The organism is Tsukamurella sp. M9C, assembly GCF_020169415.1.
GTDB lineage: Bacteria > Actinomycetota > Actinomycetes > Mycobacteriales > Mycobacteriaceae > Tsukamurella.
In genome coordinates this window covers 1-15,664 of the sequence record NZ_JAIULG010000075.1, presented here as the reverse complement: position 1 = coordinate 15,664, position 15,664 = coordinate 1, and the positions used below count along the sequence as shown (strand labels likewise).

Annotated in this window: 16 protein-coding genes; 4 read left to right on the top strand and 12 right to left on the bottom strand. The window is 71.5% G+C overall.

The genetic code is table 11. From position 1 onward, the window contains the following. On the bottom strand, positions 1-1,069 hold a 1,069-nt coding region (locus LB823_RS22760; protein WP_224651905.1), incomplete at its 3' end, for a protein kinase. A gap of 97 nt (positions 1,070-1,166) precedes the next feature. Here LB823_RS22760 and LB823_RS22755 point away from each other — a divergent pair. Further along, complete coding sequence (locus LB823_RS22755) at positions 1,167-1,547, top strand: Rv2175c family DNA-binding protein (RefSeq protein WP_224651903.1); 381 nt, start codon at positions 1,167-1,169, stop codon at positions 1,545-1,547. A gap of 169 nt (positions 1,548-1,716) precedes the next feature. Here LB823_RS22755 and LB823_RS22750 read toward each other — a convergent pair whose 3' ends face one another. The 8 genes from LB823_RS22750 to LB823_RS22715 form a co-directional block, all read right to left on the bottom strand. Continuing rightward, the gene (locus tag LB823_RS22750; protein ID WP_224651901.1) at positions 1,717-2,274 is read right to left on the bottom strand and encodes a LysR family transcriptional regulator; all 558 of its coding nucleotides are present in this window, start codon (positions 2,272-2,274) and stop codon (positions 1,717-1,719) included. A gap of 282 nt (positions 2,275-2,556) precedes the next feature. After that, on the bottom strand, positions 2,557-4,065 hold the full coding sequence (locus tag LB823_RS22745; protein ID WP_224651900.1) for an alpha-(1->6)-mannopyranosyltransferase A: 1,509 nt from the start codon (positions 4,063-4,065) through the stop codon (positions 2,557-2,559). A 28-nt stretch (positions 4,066-4,093) separates the two neighbouring features. Continuing rightward, entirely contained in the window at positions 4,094-5,041 is a 948-nt protein-coding gene (locus LB823_RS22740; protein WP_224651897.1) for a TIGR03564 family F420-dependent LLM class oxidoreductase, read from the bottom strand. Positions 5,042-5,111: 70 nt separating this feature from the next. Beyond that, positions 5,112-5,906 carry an ABC transporter ATP-binding protein gene (locus LB823_RS22735; protein WP_224651895.1) on the bottom strand — a complete coding sequence of 265 codons (795 nt, stop codon included), beginning with the start codon at positions 5,904-5,906 and terminating at the stop codon, positions 5,112-5,114. Further along, positions 5,903-6,931 (bottom strand): iron chelate uptake ABC transporter family permease subunit, encoded by a 1,029-nt coding sequence (locus tag LB823_RS22730; RefSeq protein WP_224651893.1) that lies wholly within the window; start codon positions 6,929-6,931, stop codon positions 5,903-5,905. Before LB823_RS22730 ends, LB823_RS22735 begins: the two co-directional genes overlap by 4 nt. Further along, a complete protein-coding gene (locus LB823_RS22725; RefSeq protein WP_308011492.1) occupies positions 6,918-7,844 on the bottom strand; it encodes an iron chelate uptake ABC transporter family permease subunit in 927 nt (308 codons plus the stop codon). The genes LB823_RS22730 and LB823_RS22725 overlap by 14 nt, the downstream gene beginning before the upstream one ends. Before the next feature lie 92 nt (positions 7,845-7,936). Then, a complete protein-coding gene (locus LB823_RS22720) occupies positions 7,937-8,929 on the bottom strand; it encodes an ABC transporter substrate-binding protein (protein ID WP_224651890.1) in 993 nt (330 codons plus the stop codon). Positions 8,930-9,050: 121 nt separating this feature from the next. Further along, positions 9,051-10,139 carry a polyprenyl synthetase family protein gene (locus LB823_RS22715; protein WP_224651888.1) on the bottom strand — a complete coding sequence of 363 codons (1,089 nt, stop codon included), beginning with the start codon at positions 10,137-10,139 and terminating at the stop codon, positions 9,051-9,053. A 24-nt stretch (positions 10,140-10,163) separates the two neighbouring features. Between LB823_RS22715 and metF the strand changes: the two genes are divergently transcribed. Beyond that, complete coding sequence (gene metF / locus LB823_RS22710) at positions 10,164-11,096, top strand: methylenetetrahydrofolate reductase [NAD(P)H] (RefSeq protein ID WP_224651886.1); 933 nt, start codon at positions 10,164-10,166, stop codon at positions 11,094-11,096. Here metF and LB823_RS22705 read toward each other — a convergent pair. From LB823_RS22705 to LB823_RS22695, 3 genes are read right to left on the bottom strand one after another with little or no spacing between them, the layout of a single operon-like run. Next, complete coding sequence (locus LB823_RS22705) at positions 11,093-11,788, bottom strand: DUF3153 domain-containing protein (RefSeq protein ID WP_224651884.1); 696 nt, start codon at positions 11,786-11,788, stop codon at positions 11,093-11,095. The genes metF and LB823_RS22705 overlap by 4 nt on opposite strands. An 11-nt stretch (positions 11,789-11,799) precedes the next feature. Then, positions 11,800-13,383, bottom strand: coding sequence for an NAD(P)/FAD-dependent oxidoreductase (locus LB823_RS22700; protein WP_224651882.1), 1,584 nt, complete (start codon positions 13,381-13,383; stop codon positions 11,800-11,802). Continuing rightward, the gene (locus tag LB823_RS22695) at positions 13,380-13,997 is read right to left on the bottom strand and encodes an N-acetyltransferase (protein WP_224651880.1); all 618 of its coding nucleotides are present in this window, start codon (positions 13,995-13,997) and stop codon (positions 13,380-13,382) included. Before LB823_RS22695 ends, LB823_RS22700 begins: the two co-directional genes overlap by 4 nt. A 280-nt stretch (positions 13,998-14,277) precedes the next feature. On the opposite strand from LB823_RS22695, the gene LB823_RS22690 reads away from it, so the two are divergent. Then, positions 14,278-14,643: an SAV_6107 family HEPN domain-containing protein gene (locus LB823_RS22690; protein ID WP_224651879.1), complete on the top strand. Its 366-nt coding sequence runs from the start codon at positions 14,278-14,280 to the stop codon at positions 14,641-14,643. A gap of 106 nt (positions 14,644-14,749) precedes the next feature. Then, positions 14,750-15,160: a DUF3040 domain-containing protein gene (locus LB823_RS22685; RefSeq protein WP_224651877.1), complete on the top strand. Its 411-nt coding sequence runs from the start codon at positions 14,750-14,752 to the stop codon at positions 15,158-15,160. Positions 15,161-15,664 lie beyond the last annotated feature (504 nt).

Sequence of the window (15,664 nt, the reverse complement as noted above, 5' to 3'; positions counted from 1 at the left end):
GCTGGGAGAGGGTGGGCGCCGGCACCACGGGCTGGGCGCCCTGCGTCGCCTGGCCGGGCCGCGCGGGACCGGGCTGTCCGGAACCGGGCACCGGCTGGCCGGCGATGAGCGCACCGGTGGGCTCGGCCGCAGCAGGGATCAGGGGCTCGCCGCGCTGCGCGTACATCGCGGCGGCGGCGCGCTGCTCGGCGCTGGACTGCGGCGCGGGCACGGTGAACGGCGGCAGATCGAGGTCCTCGGCGATCGCGCTGAGCGCCTCGGCCATGGCGAAACCGTCGACGTAGCGGCGCGCCGGATCACGGTCGGTCGCGCGGGCGACGAACTCGTCGAACTCCGGCGGCACCCCGGCGATCGCGGCCCCGGGCCGCGGCACGTCGTTGTGCAGGCGCTGGTAGGCCAGCGAGATCGCGGTGTCGCCGGTGAAGGGCACCTGGCCGGTGAGCAACTCGTACACGAGGATGCCGCTGGAGTACACGTCGGAGCGGGCATCGGCGTTGCCGGACTCCACCTGCTCCGGCGAGAGGTAGGCCGCTGTGCCGAGGATCACCGACGAGCTGGTCACGGACGCGGCCGCGATGGCGCGGACGAGGCCGAAATCGGCGACCTTGACCTCGCCGCCGTCGGAGATGAGGACGTTCTCGGGCTTCACGTCGCGGTGCACCAGGCCGGCGCGGTGCGCGGTGCCCAGCGCGGTGAGCACGGGGCCCATGACGGCCGCCACCGCGTGCGGCGGCATCGGTCCGCGCTCGCCGAGCAGCTCGCGCAGGGTGCCGCCGGTGACCAGCTCCATCACGAGGAAGGCCAGCTCACCGTCGACGCCCTGGTCGTAGACGGCGACGAGGCCGGGGTCCTTGAGCTTGGCGACGGCGCGCGCCTCGAACTCGAAGCGCGAGACGAACTGGGCGTCGGCCGCGTATTTCGGGTCCATCACCTTGATCGCGATGGGCCGGTCGAGCCGCAGGTCGAGGCCCATGTAGACGGTGGACATGCCGCCACGCGCGATCACCGCATCGATGCGGTAGCGGCCCTCGATGCGGGCACCGATCAGCGGGTCGCGCGGGGTGTTCACCTTCTCGGGGTCCTCTCGGTGCGTGCGGTATCGACAGTTCAGCCTAGCGACCCCGGGGGTGGATGGGCCGAATCCGCGGGCTGGGTACAGTGTGACGGTGAGCTCCGTCCCCTATCTCAGCGACGATCTGCTGCCCGAGGGCACCGCGACCTACAACCTCGCCACGGTTGCGAAGGGTCTCGGCGTGTCGCAGTCGAAGGTTCTGCAGCTGCTGCGGGACGGGCAGCTGATCGCCGTCCGGCGCGGCGGCGACTTCCACGTCCCTCGGCTGTTCTTCGGCGAGGTCGACGGGCGCTTCTCCATCGCCAAGCACTTCACCGGTCTGCTCAGCGTGCTGCGCGACGGCGGCTTCGAGGAGGAGGAGATCCTGCGCTGGCTGTTCGAGCCGCAGGACGACCTGAACGACTGCCCCGCCGAGCTGCTGCACACGGACTCCGCGCGCGAGATGATCCGTCGCGCGCAGTCGATGGCGTTCTAGCGACGCCCGGATCCGGCCGGCGCGGGCGCGGCGGATCTCCGCGCTCCCGAGGAACGACGTCGAGTGTGCTCGTCCTTGCAGGGTATGCGGATGTTGCATACCCGGATATGTGCAGTTCAGGGTGCACTTCTGCTACGTAGGGTATGCCGAAACCGCATAGCTCTGGGGCTCATGACAAGTGGTCGACAACCGCGCGGGCCTGCGGCCTCACGTCCGGCCGGTTCAACAGTTCGACCCGCCGGCTCCGGGACCACACCCGCACTGGAACGGCCTCGAACCCGTCGAGTCGCGGCCCCGTCACCAGGGCGACGGCGAGATCGGACTCGCCGGAGCGCGGCGCCGCGACCGGGTCGTCCACGATGACCTGGTGGATCTGCAGCTCGCGCTCCCGGTTCCATCGCGTGATCTTGCCCTCCAGATGGTCGGGTAGGCCGATCTCGGCGGTACGGCTGATGGTGACGGACCGCCGCGCAGTGCCGCTCAGCGCGTTCAGTTCGTCGATGTCCGCGACGATCCGTTCGATGATCGCGAGCGCCGGGAGACCGGCCGGCGCCGGTGAGGCGCCGCCCGGCCCGCGCTCGAACAACGCGAACCCCAGCGTGCGTTCGGTCGCGGAGACGTACCGCGTCACGGTGGACTGCGCGATCCCGTGCGCGCGTGCGGCCATGTTCATGCTGCGCGTCCGGGCGAGTGTCGCGACCACCCGGAACCGCTCGATATCCGACATGTCCGGACGGTAGCCCCGAGCACCGACACGTCGGGGAACGACGTGTCGGGTGGGTGCGGCGATGCTCGGCGCGGGCGGGGCTGCGCGGAGGGCCGACGGGTGCCGCGCTCGGACCGCCGAGCGATGCTCGGTATGCCGAATCCGCATAGCTCCACGTCATCGCGACGCTCTGACCTGCGCATTCGCGGTATGCCGCATAGCCCGTTCCAGGCGACACGTCACCACTTCCGGCTGGGCAGGTCCGTTCCTACGCCTGCCCGCCCGCTCTCGCGGAGCTCGCGCCTACACCGCGGGTGCGAGGCCGAGCTTCGGCCGCACCTTGAGCGGGTCAGGGCCCAGCAGGGACCAGCCGGCCAGCGCGCCCAGCGCCACGGCCAGCGCGACGTTCCACAGCGAGTACAGGCCGATGGACCCCGTGGGCATGAAGACCACCATGAGCCACACGGACAGGCCCGCGATGATCGCCAGCGTGCGCCGCGACCAGGTGAACGCGCCCGCCACCGCCAGCGGCCACGTGTAGTACCAGGGCAGCGACGCGGGGGAGAGCACGCACACGGCCAGCAGGCCCAGCAGGATGCCCATCACGTTGCGCCGCTCGTTCTGCCGGAACCGCCACCACAGCACCACCAGGGTGAGCGCGAGCAGAACGATGCCGAGGGCGCGGGTCACCACCAGGATCGGCGCCAGGTGCAGGTCCGTGAACGGGGCCGCGAGGAAGGCCGTGATCTGCGCGAGCGCGGTCGGCAGGGTGATGTAGTTGATGATCTTGATCGAGCCGGCGAGCGCCGTCATCCACCCCAGCCCGACGCCGGCGATGACGGTGAACGCCGCGAACAGCGCGACGAAGGCACCCACCGAGGCGGCCAGCACCGCGCCGAAGGCCTTCGCGGGCGATTCCTGCGGGTTCGTCTCGCGTCGGTGGTGGAACCAGATCCACACAACGAAGGGCAGTGCGATCGCCGCGGTGCCCTTGACGGCGACCGCGGTCACGATCACCGCGACCCCGAACAGGTGCCGCCGGTCGAGGACGAGCGCGATCCCGGCCACCATGAGGCCCACCATGAGCGTCTCGTTGTGCACGCCGCCCACGAGATGCACGACGACCAGCGGGTTGAGCACCGCGAACCACAGCGAGACGGCGGGTTTGGCGCCGAAGTGCCGGGCCAGCTTCGTCACGCCCCATACCGAGAGGGCGATGCCCGGGAGCATGGCGAGCCGCAGCGCGATGACCCCGGCGAGCACGTTGTCGCCGCACAGCTGCGTGATCCACTTGGCGATGAGGATGAACAGTGGGCCGTAGGGTGCGGTGGTCGTGGTCCAGATGCCGCTCACGTCGTCGAGCAGGCCGTTCGGGTTCACGACGGGGCCGTCCACGTACGGGTCGAAGCCGTCGCGCAGCAGCGCGCCCTGCGCGAGGTAGGAGTAGGCGTCGCGCGAGTACAGGGGGACGGCCACAAGTAGTGGCACGATCCACAGGGCGACGGTGCCGGCGACCTGCGGGACCTGCAGCCGGCCGCCCAGCGCGGCGCGGCCCAGCCGGATCCACGCGATCACCAGCAGCGCGATCCCCGTCCAGAACAGGATCGAGCTCAGCACCAGGCCGTGGCCGAAGCGCAGCCACGACAGGTGCGCCGCCTCGAGGGTGGTGTCGTGCACACGGATCGCGCCGGCGCCGAAGCTGCCCACGGTCGTCAGGACGGCGCCGACGAGCCCGAGCAGGGCGGGGCGCCCCTCGGGCGAGCGGAGGAACGTGCTGTAGCCGCGCAGCGCGGACTGAACTGATCCGGACATCCCCGCCAGTCTAGTGAAGGGCCGGGCGTCAGCCCGCGCTTCGGTCGCGGCTCAGCGCGCCCAGCAGGTTCCAGGTGCGGCGTTGATCTTCGGGGCCGCCGAGATCGGTCTGCGTGGCGAAGATCTCGGTGGCGCCCGCGTCGACGTACTCGCTCAGCCGCCGCCCGACGTACTCCTCGTCGCCGATGACGGCGAGCTCGATCGGGTGGGCGATCCCCTCCGCCCCGAACACCGATCGGTACGACGGCACCGTCGCGTAGAAGTCGAGGGCCGGCCGCACGGCGTCCCGGACCCGGTCTGCCTCGTCGGTCACCACGACGACCACCCCGGCCACCACTCGGCGCGGGGCGCCGCCGGAGCCCTGGAGCAGCCCGGGGACGATGCGCTCCGCGATGGTCCGCGGCCCCGTGAGGAACGGGATCGTGCCGTCCGCGAGCTCGCCCGCCGCACGCAGGGACTGCTCGCCCAGGGCCGCCACGAGGAGCCCGAAGCCACCGCCGCCCGCGATCGCCGACGGTGCCGCGGTGCGCGCGATCACCTGATCGCCGGCGTGGTCGACGACGCCCGTCGCGCGGAAGTCGTCGAGCACGGCGAGCGCCTCGCGGAGGTGACCGATCGGGCGGTCCACGCCGACGCCGAAGGTCGGCCGGTCGCGGTCGGGTCCGGCGACCCCGACGCCGAGCGTGAACCGGCCTCCGCTCGCGGCGTTCGCGGTCTGCGCCTGGCCGGCCAGCACGAGCGGGTGACGTGGACCCAGCGGCACCACCGAGGTGCCGACCCGCAGGCCCGGAACCTGCGCGCCGACCACGGCCGCGAGCGTCGGCGCGTCGTGGTCCTGGCGCTGACCGAACCACACCGCGGGCACGCCGAGCCCGTGCACGGTGCGCGCCTGGTCGACGATGTCGCCGACGTGGTCGACCGCGTCCGCGCGCTGCCACAGCGCGACGCCCACGTCGACGGGGAGCCTGGAGACCATGCCAGCAGCCTGCCCCCGTCGCGCGCCCGCCGCCAGGGTTGCGACCCCGCTGATCCTGGGGATCCCGCGGCTACAGCCCCGCGTACACGGCCACGGGGCCGCCCTCCAGGACGTGCACGGCGACGGGGGTCTCGAAGATCTCGGTGAGCAGCTCGCCGGTCATGATCTCCGACGGTGCGCCCGACGCCGCGATGGTGCCGTTCTTCAGCGCCACGATGCGGTCCGAGTAGGCGGCCGCGAAGTTCAGGTCGTGCACCACCAGGATGATCGTCTTGCCCAGCTCGTCGGCCGCGCGGCGCAGGCGCCGCATCATGCCCACCTGGTGGCGCATGTCGAGGTTGTTGAGCGGCTCGTCGAGCAGGATCACGTCGGTGTCCTGCGCGAGGGTCATCGCGACGTAGGCGCGCTGGCGCTGGCCGCCCGAGAGCTCGTCGAGGAAGCGGTCCGAGAGCTCCGTCAGCCCCAGGAAGCCCAGGGCCTCGTCGACGTGCCGCACGTCCTCCGCCGTCATCCGGCCGCGGCTGTGCGGGAACCTGCCGAAGGCGACGAGGTCGCGCACCGTCAGGCGGGCGTTGACGCCGTTCTCCTGCCGGAGGATGGCGAGCTTGCGCGCTACCTCCGTCGGCTTCATGGTGCGGATGTCGGTGCCCTCGAGCAGCGCCGTGCCGGAGTCCGGCGTCAGCAGGCGGCCGAGGATGGTGAGCAGCGTCGACTTCCCGGCGCCGTTGGGCCCGACGAGCGCCGTGACGCCGCCGCGGGTGAACTCTCCGGAGACCGGGCCCAGCACGACGGTCTCGGCGTACGTCTTGGTGAGGTCCGTGAACGCGATCGCCGGGATCGTCTCGGTCAGATTCTGGGTGGTCACATCGTCCCCCTTCGGCGGAACAGCATGGCGAGGAACAGGATTCCGCCGACGAACTCGATGATCACCGTGAGCATCCCGTTGGCGTAGAAGATGTTGTGCAGGATGAACTGCCCGCCGGCGAGCAGGATCACGCCGAGCAGGAAGGCCATCGGCAGCGTCGCGCGGTGCCGCCAGTCGCCGGCCAGCTGGTAGGCGAGCGTGGCGATGATGAAGCCGAAGAACATCATCGGGCCGACGAGCGCGGTGCTGATCGACACCAGGACGGCGATGAGGACCAGCGCCAGCGTGAGCTCGCGCTGGTGGTTCACCCCCAGGCCCATCGCGGGATCGCGGCCCAGCAGCAGCACGTCGAGCACGCGGCGTCGTCGCCAGACGATGACGCCCACCACGATGCAGGTGACGGCGGCGATCGGCAGCAGGTCCGCGTTCACCGCGGTGAGCCGGCCGTACAGCTTGATCGAGAGCGCGTCGAACTCGGTGGGGGAGAGCAGGCGCTGCAGGAACTCGGCGAAGGCGCGGAAGGCAAGGCCCAGCACGACGCCCGCGAGGAGCAGCAGGAACAGGCTCGCGAAGCGGCCCGAGAACAGCCAGCCGTAGAGCACGGCGGCGAACATCACCATGGCCGCGGTCTGGGCGACGAACTGCGGCACCGAATCCCCGTTGTCGACGAACTTGCCGCCCACGATGTACACGCCCACCGTCTGGATCAGCACGTACAGCGAGTCCAGCCCGATGATCTGCGGCGTCAGGATCCGGTTGTGCGTCACGGTGTGGAAGAGCACCGTCGAGAGGGCGCCGCAGAAGGCGGCGATGAGGATGGCGGTGGCGGTGCGCAGGCGCCGCTCGAACGACAGCCCGAACTGGAAGTCCCAGCGCAGCACGTCGTCCGCGCCGGTGCGCATCAGCAGGTAGACGGCGAGGCACGCCGTGGCGAGCGTGGCGGCGATCGCCATCCGGGCGCGCCAGCCCACGCGGCTCGTACTCCCGGCCACCGCGGGGGCCGAGACGGCCTCAGAGAGCGACACGGTTCCTCCTCGTGAGCAGGATGGACAGGAACGTGACGGCGCCGACCACGCCCATGATCACGGACACGGGGATCTCCATGGGGCGCACCACGACCCGGCCGATGAGGTCGCAGCCCACGATGAGGACGGTGGCGAGCACGGCCACCCAGGGGAGTCCGCTGCGCACGTCGTCGCCGCGCAGCGCGCTGATGATGTTCGGCACCACGAGGCCGAGGAACGGGATGAAGCCGACGACCACGCTGGTGACGCCGGAGGCCAGCGCCACCATGGTGACGCCGATGCCCATCGTGAGCCCGTAGCGCAGCCCGAGCGACGTCGCCACGTCCTTGCCGAGCCCCGCGATGGTGAAGTAGTTCGCCAACAGGAAGGTCGCCACGGCGATGATCGCGACGGCCCACAGCGGCTCGTAGAAGCCGCGCACGATGTGCGCGAAACCGCCGGAGCGCCAGCTCACCACGGCCTGCAACAGGTTGGCGCCGATCGCCAGATAGGTGGTGATGGCGCTGACCACGGCGCCCAGCATGAGGCCCACCAGCGGCACGATCGCGGAGCGCCGGGCCCGGATCCGGGAGATGAAGCCGAGGAAGACGAGGGTGCCGAGGAACGCGGTCGCCGTGGCGGCGATCATCCGGACCATCGGCGATGCGCCGGGGATGTAGAGCATGCACAGCAGCACGCCCAGGCCCGCCCACTCGGCGGTGCCGGCGGTGGTCGGCTCGACGAACCGGTTCTGCGTGAGCCGCTGCATGATCACGCCGGAGAAGCTCATCGCGAGGCCCGCGAAGACCAGGGCCGCGGTGCGGGGGACGCGGGAGATGAAGAACATGCGCCACATCTCGTCGTCGCCGGCGAGGAGTCCGGCGAGGGTGATGTGGTACTCGCCGGTCATCAGCGAGGCGAACAGCAGTGCCACGCACGCGAGTGCGAGCAGGGGGAGCGTGACGCGACCCAGGCGGGTCCCCTTCCGGGGACCCGCCTGGGGAGGTGCGTCGGTGTGCGTCGCCGTCACTTCTTCGCGGCGATGGCCTCGGCCAGCTTGGCGTAGTTCTCGCCGTAGTCCTGGATGCCCTCGCGGATGTAGAAGTCGTTGTCCAGGTAGAAGATCCGGTCCTTCTGCTGGAACTCCACATTCGCGAAGGCCTGCTGCGCCTTGAAGGTCTCGGCCGCGGTCTGCGGCTTGCTGCCGTCGGTCGGCGGGACGGCGGCGTCACGGTCCATGACGATGACCCACTGCGGGTTCGCCTGGGCGATGGCCTCGGGCGTGAGGCCCGAGTTGGTGTGATGGTCGCCGGCCTGGCCGCCGAAGACGTCCTTGAGGTTCAGCGGGGCGATGAAGGGCTGCATGCGCTTGGCGCCGTTGTCGATCTTGCCGCCGTTGACGATCGAGAGGAAGACGCTCTGGCCGGTGGCCTGCGCCTTCGCCGCGTCGAGGCTCTTGTCGAAGTCGGCGACGATCTGCTTCGCCTGCTCGTCCTTGCCGAAGATCTTGCCCAGGGTGATCGTCGAATCGCGCATGGTCTCGACGCGGCCCTTGGGCGCGCCGTCCTCGGCGGCGATGTCGATGAAGGCGGCGCCGGTCTTCTCGGCGATCTTCTTGATGTCGCCCTCCGCCTTGGCGAACCGGTAGCCGCCGATGATCAGGTCGGGCTTGACGTCCTCGATGACGTCCAGCTTCGGCTCCGCGTGGGTACCCGTGTCCTTGATGTCCGCGTTGGAGATCCAGTCGCCCAGCACGCTCTTGGCGAACAGGCCCTTGGGGATCGCGACGGGGGTCACGCCCATGGCCTTGACGGTCTCCGCGCTCGTGTTGTCGAGGACGACGACCCGCTTCGGGTTCTTGGGGACCTGCACCTCGCCCTTGTTGGTGCTGACGGTGATCTTCTCGCCGGCGGCGGGCTTGTCCTCATCGGCGCTGGTGGTGGAGCAGCCGGCGAAGACGAGGCCGGTCGCCATCAGCGCGGCCGCGACGGGCGCGGCCTTGCGGAAGCGGGTGAACATGCGGGGTGACTCCTTCTCGTACTTGCTGCAAGACGGGCACCGTAAGCCATCAGTAAAGAGGCTTAGGTAAACGGAACCATACCCAGGGGTGGCTAGGTTTGCCTAACCCTGCTGACCGCGATCAGGCCGCGCGGTCGACGAGGACCGCCGCGAGCCGGGCCAGGACGGGCCGCGCACCGTCGTCGATGGGCGCCTCCGCCAGGGCGGACGTGGCCCGGGCCGTGAGCTCCTCCACCCGCGCCTGCATGGCCGACGGTGCCCCCGTCTCCCGCAGGGCGGCCCGGGCACGCTCGACGCCCGCGTCGTCGAGGTTGGTGCCGACGAGGGCGCGCAGCTCGGCCGCGGCGGCGCCGCCGGTCGCGAGGGCGTGCGCGAGCATGGGGGTGTGCTTGCCGGAGCGCAGGTCGTCGCCCGAGGGCTTGCCCGTGACGGCCGGGTCGCCGAAGGCTCCCAGCAGGTCGTCGCGCAGCTGGAAGGCGACGCCCAGGTCGACGCCGATCTCCCGCAGCGCCGCGATCGTCGCGTCGGACGCCCCGGCCAGCGCCGCGCCCACGTGCAGCGGCCGCTCCACCGTGTAGCCGGCGGTCTTGAACCGGACCACGCGCTCCGCGGCCTCCTCCGACTCGTCCCGCGAGGCCTCGCTGACGATGTCGAGCAGCTGGCCGCCGAGCACCTCGGTGCGCATCGCCGCCCACGCGCGCGCGGCCCGCAGGTAGCGCTCGGGGGCCAGGCCGGCGCCGAGGAACATGTCGTCGGCCCAGGCCAGCGCCAGGTCGCCCAGGAGGATCGCCGTCGCCTCGCCGAACTTCTCCGACGAGCCCGACCAGCCCCGCTCGGCGTGCAGCTGGGCGAACTCGCGGTGCGTCGTCGGGAAGCCGCGCCGGGTCAGCGAGGCGTCGATGATGTCGTCGTGGATGAGGGCGCACGCCTGCACGAACTCCAGCGACGCGCACGCCCGGAGCGCGGCCCGGGCGACGTCACCGTCGGCCTCCCCGCCGCCCGCCAGCCACCCCGCCCAGGCGAACGCGGGCCTAATACGCTTACCGCCGCGCAAAACGAAGCGCTCCAGCCCCGCGGTGGTCTCCACGAACACCGGGCCGACGGGTTCGACCAGGTCACGGCGCTCGTCGAGGAAGGATTCGAGGGCCGGCTGCACGGCCGCCGCGATGTCCGTCAGGGAGGTCTGGGGCGGGGCGACGGGCAGCGTCATACCTGGAAACCTATTCTTAAGGGCGTGAGTGAACAAAGCCGGACCGTACTCGACCGACTCGACGCCGTGCGCGCGAGCGGCCGAATGCCGTTCTCGGTCGAGTTCATGCCGCCGCGCGACGAGGAGGGCGAGGCCCGGCTGTGGCGCGCCGTCCGTACCTTCGAGCGGATGGACCCGGCGTTCGTCTCGATGACCTACGGCGCGGGCGGCTCGACGCGCGACCGCACCGTCCGCGTGACCGGCGAGATCGCGGAGACCACCACGCTGCTGCCGGTGGCGCACCTGACCGCCGTGAACCACAGCATCTCGGAGCTGCGCGCCCTCATGGGCTCGTACGCGGACCGCGACGTGCGCAACGTGCTCGTGCTGCGCGGCGACCCGCCCGGCGATCCGATGGGCAAGTGGGTGCGGCACCCCGAGGGGCTCAAGTACGCCAGCGAGGTCGTCGAGCTGGTGCGCGAGCTGGGCGACTTCCACGTGGGCGTGGCCGCCTTCCCGGAGGGGCACCACCGCTCGCCCGACCTGGACACCGACGTGCGGTACTTCGCGAACAAGCTGCGCGCGGGCGCCGACTACTCGATCACCCAGATGTTCTTCGACGTCGACGACTACCTGCGGCTGCGCGACGCCGTGGTGGCCGCCGACCCGGAGCAGGGCGCGAAGCCGCTGATCCCCGGGATCATGCCGATCACGTCGTTGAAGTCGGTGGTCCGCATGGCCGAGCTGTCGAACGCGAAGATCCCCGACGCGATGCGCGCCGAGCTGCGCGCCGCCGCGGGCGACGGGCCCGAGGAGGACCGCGCCGCCGTGCGCGCCGTCGGCATCGACATCGCCACCCGGATGGGGGAGCGGCTCATCGCCGAGGGCGCCCCGGCGCTGCACTTCTGCACCCTGAACTTCGCGAAGGCCACCTCCGAGGTGCTCGAGAACCTCGGGATGCTGCCGGTCGGCGTCTAGCGGTTGAGCTTCTCCCGCAGCCACTGGGGCAGCTCGATGAGCGACTCGGGCTCGTCGGACTCCTGACCGGGCTTCGGGCTGCGGTCGCGGCGCACGTAGGCGGCGCCGGCGACGATCGCGGCGGCGAGGAACGAGGTCAGGGCGGTGATCCACGCCCACGTGGTGAACGAGGCGATCGACGGGTCGGCGTACTCGGCCTCGGCGGTCAGCGCCGCGGACGTGCCGGCGTTGAGCGTCCAGGTCACCAGGTCGTCGGCCTCCTGTTGGCCGTTCGTGGCGGTCACCGGGCCGGGGAACTGCAGTTGGACGACGATGACCGCGGAGTTCGGCGCGAGCGACGACAGGTCGGCCGTGCCGGAGAGGATCACCGTGCCGCCGGTGCGCTGCACCCGCATCTTGATCGATGCCGCCGACGTGTCGAACGCCTGCGAGACCACGTCGCCGACCTGATTGAACTGGCCGAAGGTGATCTCCTGGAAGATCATCTGCGTTCCGACCTTGCCGTTCGAGTCGTACGCCTTGACCTCCGCGAGGCCCTTCAGCTCGCCCGGCGCCGCGATCTGCGGGCCCTGCGGGTTCGACGCCGGCGTCTGCGCGGCGACGATCTTGCCGGACATCCGGTCGCCCTTGCCGGGGCCGGCGCACGCCGCGGGGGCGGCGACCAGCAGCAGGACCGCCAGGGCAGCGAGCATCCTTCGGAGTATCACGGTCGCCATCGTGCCAGGTGTCTCAGGTCGCGGGCGAGCAGCCGCGCCGCGATCCGCCCGCTCGATCCGTTCACGCCGCCGCCCGGATGCATCGACGCGCCCGCCAGCGCCAGGCCCGGCGCGCCCGGCACGCGGCCGCCCGCCAGCTCGGGGACCGGCCGGAACAGCAGCATGTTGTGCAGCGCCATCTCCACGTGCATGACGTTCCCGCCGAGCAGCCCGAGCTCCGACTCGAGGCTCGCCGGGGTCTGCACGAAGCGGTGCTCGATCGAGTCGGCGAAGCCGGGCGCCCAGCGCTGCGTCTCGGCGACGATCCGGTCGGCCTCCGCCTCCGCGACGGCGGCCCACTCCTGCCCGCCGCTCAAGGCGTACGGGTACCACTGCGCCCACAGCGTGGTGTTGTGCCGGCCCGCCGGGGCGATGGACGGGTCGAGACCCGAGAAGGTCATCGCCAGCACCGCCGGCCGACGGGGTGCGTCGCCGGCCAGCATGTCGCCGCGGGCGCGCGCCAGGTGCCCGCGGTCGGCGGTCAGCAGGCCCAGCCCGGACTGGTCGGCGAGCTGCACCCCGTCGAAGGCGGGCGGCGCCGTGGTTCCCAGCCGCAGCACCATCCCCACGCCGGGGCCGACCTGGATGGTGCGGCGCCAGCCGGCGATCCGTCCGGCGTCGTAGCCGCCGCGCTCCAGCAGGCCGAGGGTGGTCAGGACGTGGCAGCCCGCGAGCACGGTGCGGGCCCGGACGGTCCGCGCACCGTCGGGCCCGCCGACGGTGACCTCCCACTCCCGGCCCGCACGGCGCAGGGCGGTGACGGGGGAGCCCAGCGCGACGGTGGCCCCGTCGGACGTCAGGCGGGAGAGGAGGGCGGCGGTGAGCGCGCCGCTGCCGCCGACCGCCCGGCCCGGCGGGAGGGTGTGCAGGAGGGCGGCGAAGCCGATCATGGGCGCGGTGCCGGGCTCGCTCATCGCGGGGCCGGACTGGGCGCCGAACCAGGCGAGCGCGGCCTTGAGGCGCTCGTCGTCGAAGTACTCGTCCAGCAGCTGATCGCCCGAGGCGAGGTAGGTGCGCGACATCTGTGTGAGGCTCGCGCGCCCCTTCGTGGGCCAGAACGCGCGGCCCAGCCGCGGGGCCGTGGGGGAGGAGCCGAAGGCGGCCATGGTCGCCTTCGCCCGGGGCGTCCACTCCGCGACGAACCGACGGTACGCCGCCGCCTCCCGGGCGCCGCAGGCCGCGGCGATGGACTCGGCGGTGGCGCCGAGGTCCCGCCGGAAGACGATCGGCGGGGCCAGCGTTCCGGGCGGGGTGGGCGCGAAGGCCCACGGGTCGCAGTCCAGGTAGCGCAGCCCGTGCGCCGCGAGGTCGAGCTCCTCCGCGATGCCGGTGTGCCGGAACATCAGGTGCGCCGACGAGCCGCGGTCCACGCGGTAGCCCGGGAACCGTTCGACGGTGCTGACCGCCCCGCCCGGCACGACATCGGCCTCGAAGACGGCCACGGACCGGCCCTGCGCCGCGAGGTACGCGGCGCCGACCAGCGCGTTGTGGCCGGACCCGACGACGGCGACGTCGACTTCGCGCGCGCTCACCGTGCCGGCGGCGGGGTGAAGGGCAGGTCGTGGCCCAGGACGGCGAACGGCCGCGGGTCTCCGGAGAAGCGGAAGTCGCGGAGCACGTCGTAGAAGCCGGTGCGGCGGTAGAGCCGCCAGGCGCGGTTCTGCTCGGCGGCCACCTCGGGGGTGGAGAGCAGGACCCGCGGCTCGGGCCGGTCGGCGAGCAGGGCGCCGAGCAGGGCCGAGCCGACGCCGTGCCCCTGCGCCGCGGGGTGCACGTGCAGCTCGGTGAGCTCGAAGTAGTCGGCGGCCACCGCCTCGATCTGCTGCTGCGTCAGCCCGCGCCTACCCAGCCCCACGCGGAGCTGCCGGTTCCACCACTGATCGCCCGCGCCGCTGTAGCCGTAGGCGATGCCCACCAGGTGGTCGACGATGCGGCCGTCCTCGGTGCGGAGCGCCTGGACCGCGCCGAACGCGGCGTAGCCGGGCCGGTTCAGGTGCTCGCGCCACATGGGAAGACGGTGCGATTCCGTGCCGGCCGGGTAGTCCATCGCGGCCACGTAGATCTGCAGGGCGGCGGGCAGCCACAGCGTGGCGTCCTGCGGCGACAGGACGTGGATCCGTGGTTGCTGCGTCGGCACTGCGGTCACGGCTTCCTCTCCCTTGACGTCTCGCACACTCACGCTATATTAGAGGTGATCGAATGATTGTTCGATCACGGACCATCGGATTGGCGCACACGTTCTGGCGCCGGGGCTTCGGTCGCCGATCCCGGTCCGCCGGGCGGGACTGGCGCGGAACGAGGGAAGCGTTACGTGTCAGTCCCGTCCGGTACAACTCGCGGTAACAGGGTGAGAAGGCCCACGGAGCAGGAGGAAGGTCATGGTCGAATCGAAGGCACGGATCGGTCACGTCGGTTCCGGTCGTCGCATGGGTGAGTCGGGCGCGGCCCGCATCCTCGATCGCGCGGACCAGTTCCTCGCCCGGGCCGGCGGCTCGCCGTCCCCGGCCGATCAGTACCGCGATATCTACCACGCCGCCCTGCGCGGCGCGGCCGCCCTGCTGGCCGAGCGGGAGACCGGTGTCCGGCGCCCCACGCGCAACGCCTGGCTTCGGCTCGCCAAGGCGGCCCCCGGCTACGCGGAGTGGGTCGCCTACTTCACGTCGGTCTCCGGGGTCGTCGCGGCGCTCGAGACCACGGCCCGCTCGGTGAGCGCCGAGGAGGTCGCGGTTCTCCACGGTCGCGTGCAGACCTTCCTGAATTCCGTCGAAGCGGATCTGTGCCGGGCTGCATGATTTCTCACAGCGAACGCTCATTCTTCGACGGATGGTGGTCGTGGGGTCGCAAGCCTCGTATCATGAAGGGAGGAGTTGGACCCCATGAGTGCTGAAGGAGGGGAACGTGCCACTCTCCGAGCACGAGCAGCGCATGCTCGACCAGATCGAGAGCGCGCTGTACGCAGAGGATCCGAAGTTCGCGTCGAACGTACGAGGCGGACGGTTCGGTGGCGCTTCGGGTAAGCGCCGCGTCATCGCCGCGATCGGCTTCGCGGTCGGATTGATGCTGCTCATCGCCGGGATGCTGCTGGGCAAGGTCGAGTACACCGTGATCGTCGGCCTCATCGGCTTCCTGCTGATGTTCGGTTCCGTGATCTACGCGCTGTGGTCCGGGCCGGCGTCCAAGGGCCCCCGCGGCACCGTCGATGAGGACGGATCCGTCCGCGCCCGATCGGGACGTGGTCGAGGCGCCCGCGCCTCCGGTCAGTCCTTCGTCGCCCGCATGGAAGAGCGTTTCCGCCGCCGCTTCCCCTGAGTTCGCAACGCTGAAAGAGCCGCCGACCTGATGGTCGGCGGCTTTTTCGTTGCGCTGTGAGCGAAATCAGCGACCGCGCCGCCGTGATCGCCTCGCGGAGTCCGCGCCGCAGCGGTCCGGCCCCGCCGGGCGCTCTGGCCGCGCCGTGTGCAGCGTGCGTGCGCCAGCCGTCGCCTCCGTAGTCGTTGCCGGCTCCTCGGCGAGGATCTGACACTCCCGCGGGCGTTTCTGTCTCGTCATGCCGCTGCAACGCAATGACGAGGCAGAAACACCCGCGGGAGCGGGAGTGATCCGATCGCGGGAGGAGCGTCGTAGCTCAGCCGCTCAGCCGCTCGGCCGACCGCGCAGCCGCTGTTCCGCCGGCAGCTCCGCCCGCCGGCCCGCTGTGAATCCACGGCTGGAGCTGCACACGAGACCGAATCCGGTCTCGTGTGCGTGTGAGCCGTGGATTCACGGATCGGCCCGCGCTCCAGCGTCCCGGCGGGCCGCACCCCACTTCTCCCC

What these genes read in the sequence shown, in the direction of transcription:
- LB823_RS22750 (WP_224651901.1), bottom strand. Translation starts at nt 2,274, where the DNA reads ATGTCGGATATCGAGCGGTTCCGGGTGGTCGCGACACTCGCCCGGACG.
- LB823_RS22720 (WP_224651890.1), bottom strand. Translation starts at nt 8,929, where the DNA reads ATGTTCACCCGCTTCCGCAAGGCCGCGCCCGTCGCGGCCGCGCTGATG.
- LB823_RS22745 (WP_224651900.1), bottom strand. Translation starts at nt 4,065, where the DNA reads ATGTCCGGATCAGTTCAGTCCGCGCTGCGCGGCTACAGCACGTTCCTC.
- LB823_RS22705 (WP_224651884.1), bottom strand. Translation starts at nt 11,788, where the DNA reads ATGCTCGCTGCCCTGGCGGTCCTGCTGCTGGTCGCCGCCCCCGCGGCG.
- LB823_RS22690 (WP_224651879.1), top strand. Translation starts at nt 14,278, where the DNA reads ATGGGTGAGTCGGGCGCGGCCCGCATCCTCGATCGCGCGGACCAGTTC.
- LB823_RS22715 (WP_224651888.1), bottom strand. Translation starts at nt 10,139, where the DNA reads ATGACGCTGCCCGTCGCCCCGCCCCAGACCTCCCTGACGGACATCGCG.
- LB823_RS22740 (WP_224651897.1), bottom strand. Translation starts at nt 5,041, where the DNA reads ATGGTCTCCAGGCTCCCCGTCGACGTGGGCGTCGCGCTGTGGCAGCGC.